The following is a 15746-nucleotide window of genomic DNA, read 5'->3' as shown; positions in this document are numbered from 1 at the left end:
TAGCCGGTCGGACTCACAGCGCGCTCCCCCGTCCTGTGGGGTCGTCCCGAGCAGCCCTCGGTACGCTCCGGGACATGCCCCGAGCACCGCGTCGCTCCGCCGTGGCGCCGGCTCCGCCCGGCGGCCGTCGGTCCGGCGGTGTGGCCGGGGCGATCGGACGGGAGGCCCTGGGCGCCCTGGTCGCGCTGGCTCTGTCCGTCATCGCCCTCCGCCACGTCGTCGCCACGGAACGGGTCGCCCTGCTCTGGTACGACGGCGACTCGGTGCTGCTGCCCCTGGTGCACCGGTCGCTGCAGCTCGGGCAGCCGTTCGAGTGGGCGATGTCCCCGGCGCTGTTCTTCTTCCCCGAGTTGCCGGTCTACCTGCTCTGCGCCCTCGTCACGGGTACCCCGCAGCAGGCCCTGGCGCTGAACGGGGTGCTCGTCCTGCTGGCCGTGTACGCGCTGGTGCGGGCTGCCGCGAACGAGCTCATGCCGTCGGCCGGACGAGCGGCTCGCATCACGGTGTCGGCGGTGAGCGTGGCGTTCGTGACCCTGCTGGTGCTGACGGAGTCGTCGGGCACCGCGACGTCGCTCGAGCTGGCGTCCCTGCTGCTGACCACCACCTACTACTACGGCGTGGTGCTGGCGATGCTCGGCACCGCGGTGCTCGTGCTCCGCGCCGTGCGGGTCGGGCGGGCGTCGGTCGTCGTGCTCGTGGTGCTCGGACTGGTGGCGCTCTGCACGACCGCGTCGAACCCGCTGTACGTGCCGTGGTCCGCCGCACCCGTGGTGGTCGCGCTCGTGCTGCTGGCGGCGGTGCGCCGGGTGCCGTGGCGTCCCGCACTGCTGCTGTCCGGCACCGTGACGGTCGGGTCGCTGCTCGGGTACCTGGTGCGGATCCCGCTGCAGCCCTTCGTGTCGCTCGACCCGTCCACCTACGTCCGGCCGTCGCGCGCGGTGGAGACCCTGCAGTTCTTCGCGGCGCTGACCGACGTGCGAGCCGGCACGGCGGCGGGCGACGCCGGGCTGTTCCTGATGTTCGTCGGGGTGCTCGTCACCGTCGGCGGCACGGTGTGGGCCTGGCGGGTCCGGACCGCGCGCACCGTGCTCGTCGCGACCGCGTTGCCCCTGGTGACCGTCGTCGCGGCGTCGATCGGGGTCGTCCTCGTCGGGTCGGAGACGCCGCGGTACCTCGAGCCCGTCGTCACCGCACCGCTGCTGGCCCTCGTCGCGGTGGCCGAGCTCACGCGCACCGCCGTTCGCCGCACCCGCGTGCACCGGCCGTTCCGCGGGGTCCGCGCCACCGTCGCGATCACCGCCGTCGCCGTCCTCGCCGCCGGGGTCGCCACCGCCCCGAGCACCGCGCACGCCGTCGCCACCGCCCGGTACACGCCGTCGTCCTGCCTGGACCGCTGGGCCGACGGACGATCGGTCACCGGGGTCGGCCAGTTCTGGACGGTGCGGCCGCTCGCCACGTACTCCGCGACGAACGTGCAGCTGCTGCAGGTCCGCGACACCTTCGACACGTACCCGTGGCTCGTCGACCTCGGGGCCTACCGGGACGCCGACCCGACGTTCGTGGTGGTCGGGTCGCACGACCTGTGGACCACCGCGGTCGAGGACTCCCTCGGTGCCCCGGCGACGATCACGCACTGCACGGGGTTCGACGTCTACGACTACGCGGGGACCTCCGGCGCGGACGTCCTCCGGCGCGACGTGGTCGGCAGTGCGGACGAGATCCGGCAGGAGCGCGGGTTCTAGGAGTTGTCCACAGCGGCGCGTCGGCGCCCGATCTTCTCTGTACGGATGTATAGGCTCGTGGTCGATGTCTCGCCCCACCAGCCACCGCACCCCTCGTGCCTCCGTGCGCCTCCGCCTCGCCGTCACCGGACTGGCACTCGCGGGCCTCGTCGGCACGGTCGTCGTCGATGCACCCACTGCCCAGGCGGTGACCTACCCCACGTGGGACGAGGTCAAGAACGCCCGTGGCAAGGAATCCGCGAAGCAGGGGCAGATCACCGAGATCAAGGGCATCATCAGCGACCTCGACGCCAAGGTCGAGGCCGCACAGGCGAAGGCGAAGGAACTCGGCGACGTCTTCTACGAGGCACAGAACGTCTCGCAGAAGAAGGCGGAAGAAGAGCAGAAGCTCCGCGCGAAGGCGGACGAACACGCGAAGGTCGCCGAGCAGAGCGCCGCGCAGGCCGGCCAGTTCGCCGCGCAGATGGCCCGCTCGGGCGGTGCCGACGTCACGACCTCGGTGCTCACCAAGGGTGACGACGCGCGCGACCTGCTCTACGACCTCGGCGCATTGAGCAAGCTGTCCGAACAGGCCGAACGGGTGCAGGCCGCCGCGGCCGTCGACGCCGGCGTCACCCGGTCGCTCGAGGCCCAAGCCGACCGCGCTGCTGGGGAGCTCGAGCGGCTCGCCGCGAAGGCCGAGGCCCGCATGCAAGAGGCACAGGCCGCCTCCGACGCCGTGCAGACCGCGTACGACGAACAGCAGTCGAACAAGGCCCGGCTCGACGCCCAGCTCGCGACCCTGGTCTCCGGCCGTGTCCGGACCGAGGCCGAGTTCGCCAAGGGTGAGCGCGTCCGCAAGGCAGCTGAGGCGAAGGCCGCGCGCGAGGCCGAAGCCCGTGCCGCCCGAGAACTGGCCGCGGCGGCAGCGGCAGCGAACGCCGGCGGCGGATCGTCCGGCGGCGGTGGCGGCTCCGGCAGCAGCGGCTCGGGCAGTGGCGGCTCCGCCGGCTCGGGTGGCGGTCAGGGCTGGGTCCGTCCGGCCAGCGGCTACGTCATCAGCCCGTACGGCTACCGCGTGCACCCGATCTACGGCACCGTCATCAAGCACGACGGCACCGACCTGGCCAGCGGCTGCTCGACGCCCATCGTCGCCGCGTCGGCCGGCACTGTCGACTACGTCGGCTGGTACGGCGGCTACGGCAACTACGTCCGCATCAACCACGGCAACGGCGTGCAGACGGCCTACGGTCACATCGTCAACGGCGGCTTCCGGGTCGGTATCGGCCAGCAGGTCTCCGCGGGGCAGCTCATCGCGCTCGTCGGGTCGACCGGCCAGTCGACCGGGTGCCACAGCCACATCGAGGTGCACATCAACGGCGCCACGACCGACCCGGTGCCGTTCATGTCCGCGCGGGGCGTCGCCTTCTAGCCTGCCCGATCGCACACCGACCGCCGTCCGCTCCACGCGGGCGGCGGTTCGTCGTTTCCCACAGTCGCGTTGTTGCAGTTCCACACTGCACCGCTGAAATGCTACGTTTCCCCCATCGGTCGGTTCGGATGGTGGGGGGACGATGGGGATCGAGTTCGACGACGCAGCGGCGTCCCGGCTGGTCGACTGCGCGGTCGAGGTGGCGCTGACGCTGCGAGCCAGCGCCGGACCGCGACGGAGCACCGCAGAGGCCGCGCTGCTCGACTTCGACGGGGCGTACTCGCGGCTGTTCGAGGCGGCCCGTGTGACGGAGTCCACCGACCGCGTCCGGCTGGCGAAGGAGCTCGAGGGCTTGGCCGATCAGCTCCGCGTCGTGCAACGGCAGGCGGACGAGGAACGGCAGCGCTCGGCGGACCTGGCCGCATGGCAGCGGCGCGAAGCCGACCGTGAGCTCGTGCGCACCGCTGGCGGCGTGCCGATGCAGCCCGTGCTCGACTGGACCAGTGCGGTCTTCGACCCGAAGCCGTCGAGCACACCGAAGCGCCCGTCCCCGGTGTCCGCGACCTTCAGCGCCCGGACACGCCAGCGCACCGGCGGTGGTCGATCCGGCGGACGCAGCAGTGCCGACCCGACCAGGCTGCGGCAGTTCAGCGCGACGGCCCGCGCACAGGATTCCTCGACGGAACAGGACCTGGTCCGGGTGCGCAACGCCTGGACCGCGTTCACGAGCCGCTGCAGCTGGGTCCCCATCGACGGTGCCACGCTGCCGGGCGGGTTCGGCGACTACCTCGCCGAGAACGCTGAGGACGCGTCCTGGGTCGACCGGATCGCGGACGCCTTCAGTGCTGCCGGCGGCGGCTCTCTGGCGAACACCGCGCTCGACGCTGCCGCGGCCTCGACGCTCCGACTCGGGCTGCAGCGGCTGCTCGATCCTTCCCTGACACCGGCGGAGGTCGCAGCGATCTGGGCTGCACTCGGATTCACCGACGCCGACGTCCGCGCGCTGCCGCTCACCACGCAGCTGCAGTTCGCGGGGCTCGACGGGGTCCCGGCCGCGCAGCGCGACATCGCGTCCCGTGCGGTCCTCTCCGCAGCCGTGCGGGATCCGGAGCGGCTGTACCGGCTGATGGGGTTGGCGTACACGTACGGGGCGATCAGCCTCGACGAGTTCACGGAGCAGGTCATCGCGCTCCGCGACGGACTCAACCGTGCTGATCAGCTCGCGGGTCGCCTGAAGGCACCCTCGGCAGCGGTCGCACAGCTGGTCGGGTTCGGCGTCTCGAACGGGGCCCTCGTCGCTGCAGTCGTCCTCGGCGATCTGGACACGGCGTCCAACGTGACCGTGAACGTGCCGGGTGCGATGACCACGCTCGACAGCATGGGTGAGAAGGTCCGCGCCGCCAACGAGCTCCTCTTCGCGGCTGGGCAGAGAGGATCCGCGGAAGACTCCTTCGCGGTCGTGTCCTGGCTCGGGTACCGCGCCCCGGGTGTCATCGAGGTCCCGCGGCAGGACCGCGCGCACGCGGGCGGGGCGAACCTCGCGTCCTTCCTCGACGGCATCCACGACAGCCGCGGCACAGCACCGCGGTCCGTCACGGTCCTCGGGCACTCGTACGGCTCCACGACCGCGGCCGAGGCGCTCGCGCAGACCCGGCACCGCGTGGACTCGTTCGTCACGTACGGCTCAGTCGGGTTCACCGACACCACGCTGCCCGAGCACCTCAACGTGGGCCGTGTCTACGCCACCGAAGGCGCCAACGACCACACCGCGATCCTCGGCCGGATCGGGCGCAGCGATCCCCGCGATCTGCCCGACGTGGACACGTTCAGTGCGGAATCCGCCCGGGACACGAAAGCGGTCACCGGCCACGACATGTACCCGGAAGCCGGCGGTGTCGGCTACTTGTCCCCCGATGCGACTTCACAGCGGACGATCGCGAAGATCATCGCCACCGGGAAGCCATGATGAACACCATGCAATCGATGCTCCGCACCATCGCGACGGCAGCCCTGACCCTCGGGCTGTTGTCAGGGTGCGCAGCAGGAGGAGACCAGATGCCCACCGACGCAGCCGACCTGACACAGGACGACGTCGCGGAGATGTCGCTCCACCAAGAGTTCGACGCCTTCGGGGACCACTACGAACACATGCAACGGCTCCTCAAGGATGCCCAGCTCCAGGTCCACGACGGCGAGTGGGAGTGGGGCGGCGGCGACGACCTGCCGCTGATCGGAGGGGACGGCGTCGCCCCGCTGCCGGGCGCGGACACGAAGAACAGCTACTACATGCGCAGCGGACGGCTCTGGTCACCCCCCGGCGCCGCAGGCGAGCAACGCGACCTGAAACCAATGCTCGACTACTTCACCGATCAGGGGTGGACCATCGAGCAACGCGACATCACGGGCGACCACGAGCTCCGGGGGTACACCGGCGATGGCTGGCAACTCATCTACACCGCTCAAGAGAACGGCCGCTACACCCTCGAGGTCTACAGCGAACTGTTCTGGACCAACGACGGCAACGCGCTTTCGGATGCCATCTACGGACGCTCGACCGTCACGTTTCCCGACCGGTCCCGCCCGGGTGTGTACCCAGATTTCCCGGAGTGGGACGACCCCATCGTCAACAAGCCCAAGATCTGAGATGCTCCGCACCATCGCGACGGCAGTCCTGGCCCTGGGACTGCTGACCGGGTGCGCGGCAGGAGGAAACCAGATGCCCACCGACGCAGCCGGCCTGACCCAGGACGACGTCGCGGAGATGTCGCTCCACCAGGAGTTCGACGCCTACCGCGACCACTACGACCACATGCAACGGCTCCTCAAGGATGCGCAGCTCCAGGTCCACGACGGCGAATGGGAGTGGGCTGGCGGCGACGACCTGCCGTTGATCGGCGGGGACGGCGTCGCTCCGCTGCCGGGCGCGGACACGAAGAACAGCTACTACATGCGCAGCGGACGACTCCGGTCACCCCCCGGCGCCACCGGCGATCAGCACGACCTGCAACCGATGCTCGACTACTTCACCGACCAGGGCTGGGCCATCGAGCAACGCGACATCACCGGCGACCACGAGCTCTGGGGGCACACCGGCGACGGCTGGCAACTCATCTACACCGCTCAAGAGAACGGCCGCTACACCCTCGAGGTCTACAGCGAACTGTTCTGGACCAACGACGGCCACAAGCTCCGGCGAGCCGTCGCCGGCCGTTCCCTGGCTGACTTCCCCGACCAGTCGTTGCCGGGCGTGTACCCCGATCTCCCCTCGTGGGACGACCCCATCGTCAATCCGCCGAAGATCTGAACGGTGCCTCGCATCCCCGCCGCTGCGGCCCTGGCGCTGACCCTGCTGACCGTAGTGACCGGGTGCGCAGCAGGAGGAGACCAGAAGCCCACCGACGCAGCCGGACTGACCCAGGACGACGTCGCGGAGATGTCGCTCCACCAAGAGTTCGACGCCTTGCGCGACCACTACGACCACATGCAACGGCTCCTCAAGGATGCGCAGCTCCAGGTCCACGACGGCGAATGGGAGTGGGGCGGCGGCGACGATCTGCCCGGGATAGGGGGTGATGGTGTCGCGCCGTTGCCGGGCTCAGATACGAAGAACAGCTACGACATGAGCAGCACCAGACTCTGGTCCCCACCCGACACGATCGACCAGGAACGCGACCTGCAACCGATGATCGACTACTTCACCGAACAGGGCTGGACCATCGAACGCCGCACCATCACCGGCGACGAAGAAGTCTGGGCCACCACCGGCGACGGCTGGCAGATCCAGTACACCGCCCAGGAGAACGGCGACTACCCCATCACCGTCTACAGCGAGCCGTTCTGGACCAACGACGGCAACGCCCTTTCGGATGCCATCTACGGACGCTCGACTGTCACGTTCCCCGACCGGTCCCGCCCCGGCGAGTACCCCGACTTCCCCGACTGGGGCGACCCCATCGTCAACAAGCCCAAGATCTGACCCCGCCGACACAGCACGCCCCTGGGCACTCAGACGTCATCAACATCGACGTTCCACAACGCCCGGTACCACGCCGTCCGCTCCGGATCGTCGGGAAGCCCGTACGCCTCGTGGAACAGCGGCTCCCACCCGGGCCCGTAGTTCCACCCGAGCGCCATCGTCGCCACCGCCAGGTCCGCCCAGCGGTCCGCGACACCCGTGGCGTCCAGGTCGACGTGCCCGCTCCACCGACCGTCGGCACCGATGAGCGTGTTCGGCGTGCACGGGTCTCCGTGACACACCACGACGCGGTCACCGGGCGGCTCCGGGCCCAGGCGATCCGTGTCGGCACCCGCCGCACGAGCACGGTCGAGCCGCGCCGCCGTCGACCACGCGAAGGGGCAGTCGTCCACCGGCAGGGTGTCGTGGAACGCACGGAGCCCCTCGCCGACCGCGACCACCGCGGTCCGGGGTTCGTCGTGCCACCGCGGGTCGACGGCACTCCACCCGGGGACGGCACGGGTGTGCAGCCACACGCCGTCGTCGTCCGCACCGTGGTCGAGCACCTCGGGCACCCGCACGTACCGTGACGCCCACTCCAGTCGCGCGGCCTCATTGCCGATCCACCGGCCGTAGGCGTGCGGCAGGACCTTGACGAACTCGTCGGCGTGCTCGTCGGGGCCGATCCGGAACGTCGTGCCGCCGATCTCGTTGTGCCAGACCAGGGCGACCTCGCGGCCCCGGGCGGCCTCCACGACCACCCGCGGCACGGGGACGACGGAGTCCGGCCCCGGCAGCCCGCCGATCGACCGCACCACGACGGCCCTAGTGCACGCGGTCCGGGCGCGAGGACCCGGCCCCACCGCGTGCGATCTCGAGCAGGACCGGCAGGCGTTCGCCGAGCAGGGCGTCCAGGTCGGCCACGACGGCCTCGACCCGTTCGGTGACCTCGCGCGGTGAGGCACCCCGGCGCGGACGGACCCGCACCCGGATCGCCCGGCCGCCGCGGACGCGGTAGACGTCGACCGCGAGCGAGGCCACCTGCGGCAGCTCCCCGATCGCCGATGACAGCGCGTGCTGCACGGCCGTGGACTCGACGCGCACCGAACCGGCGACGCGGTCGGCTGAGCCGTCGCTCTCGACGACGGTGCCCGCACGGCCACCGCCGAGCGTCGTCAGCACCACGATCGCCAGGACGCCGACGACGACTCCGCCGCCGAGCACCCACGTCCACGACAGCAGGGAGTCATCGCGCGACGTGTCCGTGCCGAGGACCGCGAGTGCGTCGCCGGCCGTACGCCACCAGGACGCCACGAGCGGCAGGCCCTGGGCCGTCTGCACCAGGATCGCGCCGACCCCGGCGACGAACAGGACGAGCCCGACGATGACGATTGCCGTCCGGCCGAGCCCACGGTTGGTCGCGTTCATCCGTCCACCCGTCCGGTCGGCTGGACGCGCACCCGTGCAGCGAGGGCGGGCAGCGCGTCGATCCCCGCGAACTCGTGCTCGACGGCCTCGGTCGCGGCCACTGCGGGAACGTCGACGCCGGCGGCGGGACGCAGCACCACCTCGACGGTCCGGCGGCCCACGGTGCCGACGGCGGCATCCGGCCCGAGCCGCGTGACGGAACGGGCGGCACGTGCCGCGGCGGAGGCGAGCACCTCGTCGTCGACCACGACGGCGAGCCGGTCGGATGCCATCGCGTGGCGCGGACGCCGCTGCGGCAGGAACCCCTGCAGCAGGAGCACCAGGCCGACGAGGGCGACGATCGCCGCGATCCCGACGACGAGCGTGGTGTCGAGGCCGTCCGGCGCGGCGAGGGCGGCGTCCACCACGGCGCGCGGGTCGACGCCGAGGACGTTCTGGTCGAGCAGCACGAGGGCACCGGCGAAGACGGCAGCGGCGGCGAGCACGAGGGTGATGAGCATCGCGATGACGACGGCGCCCGACCGGGACACGTGGGTCTCGCGGCGGAGCAGACGGCGGTACGTGGCGGCGTGCTCGCCGCGCGACGGAGCGGCGGTCACCGGACCCTCCGCGGGACGTCGACGACCGACGACGCGAACGTCACGGTCACCCGGGACACCTGTCGGCCGGTGATGGTCCGGAGGCGCTCGGCGATCGTGCCGCGGGCCCGGTGCGCGCTCGTGACGACGGGTTCGTCGGGGACCGCGTGGCTCCCCAGCACGGGCAGGGTGAGCGGGGCGGTGATCTCGACCGCCAGCGCGCCGCGGCCGTCGTCGGCGACCCGGGCACGGACCTCCCGGAAGGCCACGCGCAGCGCTTCGGCGGCGACCGCCTGGGCGGTGTGGACGAGCGCCGACGTGCCGATGCGGTCGGAGCCGCGGAGCCGGACGCCGCTGTCGCCGACCGTGGCGACGGCGGCGTCGGTCACGACGAGCTCCGGCGTCCGCGCAGCACGTCGACCAGGCGACGCACGTCGACGTCACCGGCGACGATGCGGGCGATCAGCCCGCCGACGGCCATGCAGACGGCGACGACCACGAACGCCCAGAACCCGAGGGTCACCGCGACGATCGCGAGGAGGGCGCCGACGCCCATCCCGACGACGGAGGCGTTCACCGGACCCGGCCCTCGCGGACGTCGCCGTCGAGGTCGTCGGCGGTACCGTTCAGTGCCGGGATGTTCACGTCGTTGATCGCGATGTTGACCTCGGTGACCTCGAGCCCGACGAGCTCGGTGACGGCGCTCGTGACGGCGGCGCGCACGGCGGACGCGACGTCCATCATCGGGATCGGGTAGTCCACGACGATCGTCAGGTCGACGGCGACCTGGGTCTCGCCGACCTCGACGCGGACGCCCTGGCCGAGCGCGCTCGAGCCGATCGCGTCACGGATGGCGCCGAAGGCCCGTGAGGCGTTCCCGCCGAGGGCGTAGACGCCGGGGACGTCACGCGCGGCGATGCCCGCGACCTTCGCGACGACGGTGTCGTCGATGATCGTCTTGCCCTTGGCCGTGACCTGCGTGGTGGTGGTGCCGGTCGTGGTGCCGGTCGTCGCGGTCCCGTCGACGCGGTTCGTCGTCGATGCCATCAGTGCCTCCTGCGTTCGCTTGCTGGACTTCCAGCGAACACCATCGTGCCGCGCTGCGCCCGAGAGCGGCAGGCGGCGCGCTGCACGGCGGGGTCGGTCGTCCCCGGTAGGTTCGATCCCATGCGCGTGGCGACCTGGAACGTGAACTCCGTCCGCACCCGAGTGGGGCGGATCGTCGACTGGCTCGTGCGCGAGGACGTCGACGTCCTCGGCATGCAGGAGATCAAGTGCAAGCCGGAGCAGTTCCCGGTGCAGGCGTTCGAGGACGCCGGCTACCACGTCGAGGCGCACGGCCTGAACCAGTGGAACGGTGTCGCGTTCGCCAGCCGGCTGCCGATGGAGGACGTGACCCGCGACTTCCCCGGCCAGCCCGGCTTCCTCAAGGGGCACGAGGGGCCGGACCTGCCCGTCGAGGCCCGGGCCATCGGCGTCACCGTCGACGGCGTGCGGCTCTGGAGCCTGTACGTGCCGAACGGGCGCGAGGTCGGCGACCCGCACTACACGTACAAGCTCGACTGGCTCGCGCAGCTGGCCGACCGCACCGCCGAGTGGATCGCCGCGTCGCCGGAGACCCCGCTCGCGCTGATGGGCGACTGGAACGTGGCACCGCTCGACACCGACGTGTGGGACGTCCGCGTGTTCGAGGGGCACACCCACGTCAGCGAACCGGAGCGCGACGCCTTCCGGGCGTTCGAGGCAGCGGGGCTCCTGCAGGACGTCGTGCGGCCGATCGTCCCCGACGGCTACACCTACTGGGACTACAAGCAGCTGCGGTTCCCGCGCAACGAGGGCATGCGCATCGACTTCGTGATGGGCTCGCAGGCCTTCGCCGACGTCGTCACCGACGCCTCGATCCACCGCAACGAGCGGAAAGGCGACGCCCCGAGCGACCACGTCCCCGTGGTGGTCGACCTCGACCTGGACACGTCGCTCGACGACGACCGCCCGATGATCTTCTGAGCGGTCACGCGGCCGTGACGCGTTCTGTTACGCCCGGCGTCCACCCTCGTTGAGCAGGTGACGGCGCCGACGTAGATTTCCTGCACCGAACCCCTTCGAGAGCAGGTGAAGCCATGTCCCGCACGACGATCCTTCCCATCCAGCGCGTCATGGCGAACGCGGCCCCCGGCGCCTGGCGCGACGGAATCGTCGTCGAGACCCGTCCCGCCGACGCCGTCGTGGTGTTCCTGGACGGCGGCGTGACCCAGCTCCGGGTGGCGGACGCCGACGCCTTCCTGTCGGTCGGCGACCCGATCGCCCACCACCCGGTGGCGGAGATCCTCAACGCCGGCGGTCGTCAGACCACGGCACGCAGCGCGTAGCCCGTCGGCTCAGGCAGACATCGAGGCGAGCATCGCCTCGCACTTCGCGACCATCTCGTCGCAGGCCATGGCGCAGTAGCGGCACGACTCGTCCATGTCCATGTGCTTCCGGCACTCGGCAGCACACATCGTGCCCATCGTCATCACGGCCATGAGCATCGCCTGCATGCTCGGCAGGTCCATGCCGGCCGGACGCATCATCATCCGCATGCCGGTGTCGGCCATCATCGCCGTGTTGGAGCACATCGCGGCGCACGTGGCCATCTCGCCGCCCATGCGCATGTCGCTCGCGGAGCACATCGTGGCGGCCATCGACGCGGCGTTCATCGCCATCATCGTGTCCTGCATCACGTCCATGTCCATCTCCATGGGCATGTCCGTCATCGACATGTTCTTCATCATCGCCATCGTGTCCATCGGAGGTCTCCGTCCGTCGTGGTCCCGAGGCGGGTCCGCCCCGTGGGTGTCAGCGTACGCGCGCCCCCGATGCGCTTCGTGAGCAGCAATGGTCGGGTCCGTGACCGCGACCCGACCATTCCTGCTCACCATCCGCGGTGCACGCGACCCCACGGCGGACGGGAGGCACGAGGCGGCCCCGCCACGGGCCTCCCGTCCGCCTCGCGGTGCGTCCAGGGCGCGCTACGGGTGCAGCAGCGCGGCGATCGCGACCAGGACGGGGACCGAGCCGATCGTCGAGATGAGCACCACGTCGCGGGCGACCGGGACCGCCGCGTCGTAGCGCTGCGCGTAGTTGAACACGTTCTGTGCCGCCGGCAACGCCGCCAGGGTGGTGAGCACGAACACGTCCTGGTCGTCGAGCCCGAACACGAACCGTGCGAACACGTACGCGACCGCCGGCATCACCACGAGCTTGATCGACGACGCCACGATGACGTCCGTCCGGATCGCCGGGTCCCGCAACGGCGCGGCACCGTGCAGGCTCATCCCGAACGACAGCAAGACGACGGGCACGGCTGCCGCACCGACCAGCGAGAACGGCTCGAGCACCGGGTCGGGCAGCGTGATGCCGGTCGCCGAGAACACCAGGCCGACCAGCGAGGCGATGATGATCGGGTTCCGGAACGGCCCGGAGATCCGGCGTCCCCAGCCGCCGGCGCCCGAGGTCGCGGCGTCGAGGATCGTCAACGCGACCGGCGCGATGACGATGAGCTGCAGCAGGATCACCGGCACCACCGCGGTCGCCTGCCCGAGCACGTAGACGGCCACCGGCAGGCCGATGTTGTTCGCGTTGACGTAGCTCGCGGCCAGGGCCCCGACCGTCGTGGTGGTGACGGGACGCCGCAGCACGAACCGGAAGACGGCCGCTGCTCCGAGTGCGACGACGACGGCGCTCAGCAGCGAGACCCAGAGCATCGGGGACAGCAGCGACTCGATGTCGGCCGAGGCGATGGTGTGGAAGAGCAGGCAGGGCATGAGCACGAAGAACGCGAGGCGACTCATCACGAACTGTGCGTGCGGGCCGAGCAGTCCGATGCGCCCGACGACGTACCCACCGGCGATGATCGCGCCGATGATCGCGAAGCCGGTCAACACGCCACCCATCGCGTCCATCCTTGCACCATGTGACGTCGCTCAGGTCGGAAATGCGTTCGCATCGAATACCGTTGCAGGCACCATGACCTCGACGAACGCCGACACCCTCACCCGGTCCACCGACTCCAGCCAGCCCCTCGTACCCCTGCTCGAAGAGCGCTGGAGCCCCCGTTCCTACGACGAGACCGCGACGATCTCGGACGAGCAGTTCGACGCCGTCCTCGAGGCCGCCCGCTGGGCCGCGTCGGCCATGAACTTCCAGCCCCGCCGCTTCATCGCGGGCCGTCGTGGCACCGAGACGTTCCGCAAGATCAACGAGAACCTGCTCGGCTTCAACGCCGCCTGGGCCTTCCGTGCCAGCGCCCTCGTCGTCGGCGTGCTCGAGACCGTGACCGAGGACGGCGACGAGCGTCCCTTCGCGCAGTACGACCTCGGCCAGTCGCTCGCGGCGCTCACCGTCCAGGCGCACGCCGAGGGCCTGCACGTGCACCAGATGGCGGGCATCGACGCCGCCGGCCTGCGCGCCGCGTTCGACCTGCCGGAGCGCTTCCTGCCCTTCACCGTGACCGCCATCGGCACCGTCGCGCACCCGTCGCAGCTCGACGAGAAGGCGGCCGAGCGCGAGGTCGCACCGCGCACCCGCCTGCCCCTCGACGAGGTCGTGCTCGTCAAGGAGTAGTCCTCGCGACATCCGCGGCGGCGCCCGCTCCCGTCCAGGGAGCGGGCGCCGCCGCGTAATATGTCGTGACATGCAGCCCGAGATGAACTTCTACACCCGCAAGTGGGTCCGCCCCGAGGACCTCAACGCCAACGGCACCCTGTTCGGCGGCAGCCTGCTCCGCTGGATCGACGAAGAGGCCGCGGTCTACGCGATCATCCAGCTCGGCAACGGCAAGGTCGTCACGAAGTACATGTCGGAGATCGAGTTCGTGTCCTCGGCGACGGAGGGCGACATCGTCGAGATCGGCCTCGTCGCCACCCGCTTCGGCCGCAGCTCGCTCACGATGCGGGCCGAGGCGCGGAACCTCTTCACGCACCGCAGCATCCTCACCATCGACGAGGTCGTGTTCGTGAACCTCGACGACGACGGCAACCCGGCGCCGCACGGCTACACGGACATCACGTACGACCGCGACCGCGTCCCCGCGACGCACCGCGCCTGACCCGCGTGACCGCGCGTGACCCCGCAGACATCGCGCACGTGCCGGGCGCTGTGAGCACGGCACCCGGCACGTGATCGGTGGCCTCTGGCAGGATCGGGGCATGACCACGCCCCGCCTCGTCGCCTTCGACCTGGACGACACCCTCGCCCCGTCGAAGTCCTCCCTCGACCCCCGCATGCTCGAGACCTTCGCGTCCCTGCTCGAGGTCGTGCCGGTCGCGGTCATCTCCGGCGGCAACTTCACGCAGTTCGAGCAGCAACTCGTCACCCCGCTCCGCCACCGCGACGGCCTGACCCTCGACGACCTGCACCTGCTGCCGACGTGCGGCACGCGGTACTACCGCTGGTCCGACGACGACTGGGCCCTGCAGTACGCCGAGGACCTCACCGACGACCAGAAGGCGCGCGCTCTCGCAGCGGTCGAGTCCGTCGCGAAGGACGCCGGCTACTGGGAGTCCGAGACCTGGGGTGACATCCTCGAGGACCGCGGGTCGCAGATCACGTTCTCCGCGCTCGGCCAGGCCGCTCCGGTCGACGTCAAGAAGCAGTGGGACCCGACCGGCGCGAAGAAGGACGACCTCCGTCGACGCGTGCAGGCGGAGCTCCCCGACCTCGAGGTGCGATCCGGCGGCTCGACCAGCGTCGACATCACCCGCAAGGGCATCGACAAGGCGTACGGCATGCAGCGTCTCGCCGAGATCACCGGCATCGCGCTCGACGACATGCTCTTCGTCGGCGACCGGCTCGATCCCGAGGGCAACGACTACCCGGTGAAGGCCCTCGGTGTGCCGTGCCACGCGGTCGAGGGCTGGGAGGACACCGACGCCTTCCTGACCGAGCTCATCCCGACCCTGCGCTGACCGCGCGGCAGCCGACGGCGCGGCAGCCGACCCCGCGTCAGCCCAGGCTGCGGACGGCCTCGACGAAGGCGCGGATCTTGGCCGGGTCCTTCACGCCGCGCTCCGACTCGACGCCGCTCGACACGTCGACACCGTCGGGGTCGAGCGCCTCGACCGCGGCGACGACGTTGGCGGGGGTGAGGCCGCCCGCGAGGATCCAGGCCTCGTCGATCCCGCCCTCGATCACGGCGGGGTCGATCAGCCGACCGCTGCCCGGCACGGCGGCGTCGAGCAGCAGCAGGTCGTGGTCGTACGAGGCGCGCTGCTCGGCGGTCTCGCGCAGGTAGTCCTCGGCCGCGAGTGCCCGGATGGTGAAGAAGCCGGCGTCGCGGGCTCGGGCGAAGTCGGTCGCGGCCTCGCCACCGTGCAGCTGCAGGGTGGTGAGCCCGACCTCGGACGCGATGCCGACGATCTCGTCGATCTTCTGGTCGCGGAAGACCCCGACAGCGTCGATGCCGTCCGGCAGCCGTTCGACGAGTTCCTTCGCCAGGTCGGCCGTCACGGTGCGGGGGCTGTTCGCGGCGAAGACGAACCCGACCGCGTCGGCGCCCGCGTCGACGGCGGCGTCCACGGTGTCGGGCGTCGACAGGCCGCAGATCTTGATCCAGCGCTGGTCGGTCATGCTGTCCATCCTGCCAGGGACCACGG

The 15746-nt window shown here is 70.9% G+C and carries 20 protein-coding genes; 11 read left to right on the top strand and 9 right to left on the bottom strand.

The genetic code is table 11. From position 1 onward, the window contains the following. The first annotated feature begins 74 nt into the window (after positions 1–74). From EDF53_RS10790 to EDF53_RS10765, 6 genes are all read left to right on the top strand, one after another. Positions 75–1742, top strand: coding sequence for a hypothetical protein (locus EDF53_RS10790; protein WP_148058323.1), 1668 nt, complete (start codon positions 75–77; stop codon positions 1740–1742). A gap of 64 nt (positions 1743–1806) precedes the next feature. Beyond that, entirely contained in the window at positions 1807–3153 is a 1347-nt protein-coding gene (locus tag EDF53_RS10785) for a M23 family metallopeptidase (protein WP_123293573.1), read from the top strand. A gap of 142 nt (positions 3154–3295) precedes the next feature. Beyond that, positions 3296–5119 carry an alpha/beta hydrolase gene (locus EDF53_RS10780; RefSeq protein ID WP_123293572.1) on the top strand — a complete coding sequence of 608 codons (1824 nt, stop codon included), beginning with the start codon at positions 3296–3298 and terminating at the stop codon, positions 5117–5119. Between the two features lie 17 nt (positions 5120–5136). Next, on the top strand, positions 5137–5796 hold the full coding sequence (locus EDF53_RS10775; RefSeq protein ID WP_173169797.1) for a hypothetical protein: 660 nt from the start codon (positions 5137–5139) through the stop codon (positions 5794–5796). A 73-nt stretch (positions 5797–5869) separates the two neighbouring features. Next, the gene (locus EDF53_RS10770) at positions 5870–6457 is read left to right on the top strand and encodes a hypothetical protein (RefSeq protein ID WP_148058321.1); all 588 of its coding nucleotides are present in this window, start codon (positions 5870–5872) and stop codon (positions 6455–6457) included. A 3-nt stretch (positions 6458–6460) separates the two neighbouring features. After that, positions 6461–7129 (top strand): hypothetical protein, encoded by a 669-nt coding sequence (locus EDF53_RS10765; protein WP_123293569.1) that lies wholly within the window; start codon positions 6461–6463, stop codon positions 7127–7129. Between the two features lie 29 nt (positions 7130–7158). On the opposite strand, the gene EDF53_RS10760 is transcribed toward EDF53_RS10765, so the two are convergent. Genes EDF53_RS10760 through EDF53_RS10735 form a run of 6 tightly spaced genes read right to left on the bottom strand, consistent with a single transcriptional unit; the run spans position 7159 to position 10161 of the window. Next, the gene (locus tag EDF53_RS10760) at positions 7159–7923 is read right to left on the bottom strand and encodes an aminoglycoside 3'-phosphotransferase (RefSeq protein WP_260215428.1); all 765 of its coding nucleotides are present in this window, start codon (positions 7921–7923) and stop codon (positions 7159–7161) included. A gap of 10 nt (positions 7924–7933) precedes the next feature. Beyond that, positions 7934–8536 (bottom strand): hypothetical protein, encoded by a 603-nt coding sequence (locus tag EDF53_RS10755; RefSeq protein WP_123293567.1) that lies wholly within the window; start codon positions 8534–8536, stop codon positions 7934–7936. Further along, the gene (locus EDF53_RS10750; RefSeq protein ID WP_123293566.1) at positions 8533–9135 is read right to left on the bottom strand and encodes a hypothetical protein; all 603 of its coding nucleotides are present in this window, start codon (positions 9133–9135) and stop codon (positions 8533–8535) included. Before EDF53_RS10750 ends, EDF53_RS10755 begins: the two co-directional genes overlap by 4 nt. Next, a complete protein-coding gene (locus EDF53_RS10745; protein ID WP_123293565.1) occupies positions 9132–9503 on the bottom strand; it encodes a hypothetical protein in 372 nt (123 codons plus the stop codon). The genes EDF53_RS10750 and EDF53_RS10745 overlap by 4 nt, the downstream gene beginning before the upstream one ends. After that, positions 9500–9691 (bottom strand): DUF2273 domain-containing protein, encoded by a 192-nt coding sequence (locus EDF53_RS10740; protein ID WP_123293564.1) that lies wholly within the window; start codon positions 9689–9691, stop codon positions 9500–9502. Before EDF53_RS10740 ends, EDF53_RS10745 begins: the two co-directional genes overlap by 4 nt. Next, positions 9688–10161 (bottom strand): Asp23/Gls24 family envelope stress response protein, encoded by a 474-nt coding sequence (locus EDF53_RS10735; protein WP_123293563.1) that lies wholly within the window; start codon positions 10159–10161, stop codon positions 9688–9690. Before EDF53_RS10735 ends, EDF53_RS10740 begins: the two co-directional genes overlap by 4 nt. A gap of 120 nt (positions 10162–10281) precedes the next feature. On the opposite strand from EDF53_RS10735, the gene EDF53_RS10730 reads away from it, so the two are divergent. Further along, on the top strand, positions 10282–11121 hold the full coding sequence (locus tag EDF53_RS10730; protein WP_123293562.1) for an exodeoxyribonuclease III: 840 nt from the start codon (positions 10282–10284) through the stop codon (positions 11119–11121). A 113-nt stretch (positions 11122–11234) separates the two neighbouring features. After that, complete coding sequence (locus tag EDF53_RS10725) at positions 11235–11483, top strand: nuclease (protein ID WP_123293561.1); 249 nt, start codon at positions 11235–11237, stop codon at positions 11481–11483. Between the two features lie 9 nt (positions 11484–11492). On the opposite strand, the gene EDF53_RS10720 is transcribed toward EDF53_RS10725, so the two are convergent. Together EDF53_RS10720 and EDF53_RS10715 are read right to left on the bottom strand one after the other, a co-directional pair. After that, positions 11493–11900 carry an aldehyde dehydrogenase gene (locus tag EDF53_RS10720; RefSeq protein WP_123293560.1) on the bottom strand — a complete coding sequence of 136 codons (408 nt, stop codon included), beginning with the start codon at positions 11898–11900 and terminating at the stop codon, positions 11493–11495. A gap of 222 nt (positions 11901–12122) precedes the next feature. Continuing rightward, positions 12123–13046: an AEC family transporter gene (locus EDF53_RS10715; protein WP_123293559.1), complete on the bottom strand. Its 924-nt coding sequence runs from the start codon at positions 13044–13046 to the stop codon at positions 12123–12125. Between the two features lie 73 nt (positions 13047–13119). Here EDF53_RS10715 and EDF53_RS10710 point away from each other — a divergent pair, with 73 nt between their 5' ends. The 3 genes from EDF53_RS10710 to EDF53_RS10700 all read left to right on the top strand — a co-directional run bounded on the left by EDF53_RS10710 (position 13120) and on the right by EDF53_RS10700 (position 15059). Further along, positions 13120–13716, top strand: a complete 597-nt coding sequence (locus tag EDF53_RS10710) for a nitroreductase family protein (protein ID WP_111086179.1) — start codon at positions 13120–13122, stop codon at positions 13714–13716. A 70-nt stretch (positions 13717–13786) separates the two neighbouring features. Beyond that, on the top strand, positions 13787–14200 hold the full coding sequence (locus EDF53_RS10705; protein ID WP_123293558.1) for an acyl-CoA thioesterase: 414 nt from the start codon (positions 13787–13789) through the stop codon (positions 14198–14200). Positions 14201–14300: 100 nt separating this feature from the next. Next, positions 14301–15059: an HAD-IIB family hydrolase gene (locus EDF53_RS10700; protein ID WP_111086181.1), complete on the top strand. Its 759-nt coding sequence runs from the start codon at positions 14301–14303 to the stop codon at positions 15057–15059. A 37-nt stretch (positions 15060–15096) separates the two neighbouring features. Here EDF53_RS10700 and EDF53_RS10695 read toward each other — a convergent pair whose 3' ends face one another. Further along, on the bottom strand, positions 15097–15720 hold the full coding sequence (locus tag EDF53_RS10695; RefSeq protein WP_123293557.1) for a phosphoribosylanthranilate isomerase: 624 nt from the start codon (positions 15718–15720) through the stop codon (positions 15097–15099). Between the last annotated feature and the right edge of the window lie 26 nt (positions 15721–15746).

The organism is Curtobacterium sp. PhB78 (assembly GCF_003751685.1).
Taxonomy (GTDB): Bacteria; Actinomycetota; Actinomycetes; order Actinomycetales; family Microbacteriaceae; genus Curtobacterium.
The sequence above is the reverse complement of the archived record's forward strand: the minus strand, read 5'-3'. Positions and strand labels throughout refer to the sequence as shown.

Coding starts and splice junctions, on each gene's coding strand:
- EDF53_RS10770 (WP_148058321.1), top strand. CDS start 5,870: ATGCCCACCGACGCAGCCGGCCTGACCCAGGACGACGTCGCGGAGATG.
- EDF53_RS10705 (WP_123293558.1), top strand. CDS start 13,787: ATGCAGCCCGAGATGAACTTCTACACCCGCAAGTGGGTCCGCCCCGAG.
- EDF53_RS10730 (WP_123293562.1), top strand. CDS start 10,282: ATGCGCGTGGCGACCTGGAACGTGAACTCCGTCCGCACCCGAGTGGGG.
- EDF53_RS10695 (WP_123293557.1), bottom strand. CDS start 15,720: ATGACCGACCAGCGCTGGATCAAGATCTGCGGCCTGTCGACGCCCGAC.
- EDF53_RS10725 (WP_123293561.1), top strand. CDS start 11,235: ATGTCCCGCACGACGATCCTTCCCATCCAGCGCGTCATGGCGAACGCG.
- EDF53_RS10780 (WP_123293572.1), top strand. CDS start 3,296: ATGGGGATCGAGTTCGACGACGCAGCGGCGTCCCGGCTGGTCGACTGC.
- EDF53_RS10715 (WP_123293559.1), bottom strand. CDS start 13,046: ATGGGTGGCGTGTTGACCGGCTTCGCGATCATCGGCGCGATCATCGCC.
- EDF53_RS10755 (WP_123293567.1), bottom strand. CDS start 8,536: ATGAACGCGACCAACCGTGGGCTCGGCCGGACGGCAATCGTCATCGTC.
- EDF53_RS10785 (WP_123293573.1), top strand. CDS start 1,807: ATGTCTCGCCCCACCAGCCACCGCACCCCTCGTGCCTCCGTGCGCCTC.
- EDF53_RS10790 (WP_148058323.1), top strand. CDS start 75: ATGCCCCGAGCACCGCGTCGCTCCGCCGTGGCGCCGGCTCCGCCCGGC.
- EDF53_RS10775 (WP_173169797.1), top strand. CDS start 5,137: ATGCTCCGCACCATCGCGACGGCAGCCCTGACCCTCGGGCTGTTGTCA.
- EDF53_RS10735 (WP_123293563.1), bottom strand. CDS start 10,161: ATGGCATCGACGACGAACCGCGTCGACGGGACCGCGACGACCGGCACC.
- EDF53_RS10720 (WP_123293560.1), bottom strand. CDS start 11,900: ATGGACACGATGGCGATGATGAAGAACATGTCGATGACGGACATGCCC.
- EDF53_RS10700 (WP_111086181.1), top strand. CDS start 14,301: ATGACCACGCCCCGCCTCGTCGCCTTCGACCTGGACGACACCCTCGCC.
- EDF53_RS10710 (WP_111086179.1), top strand. CDS start 13,120: ATGACCTCGACGAACGCCGACACCCTCACCCGGTCCACCGACTCCAGC.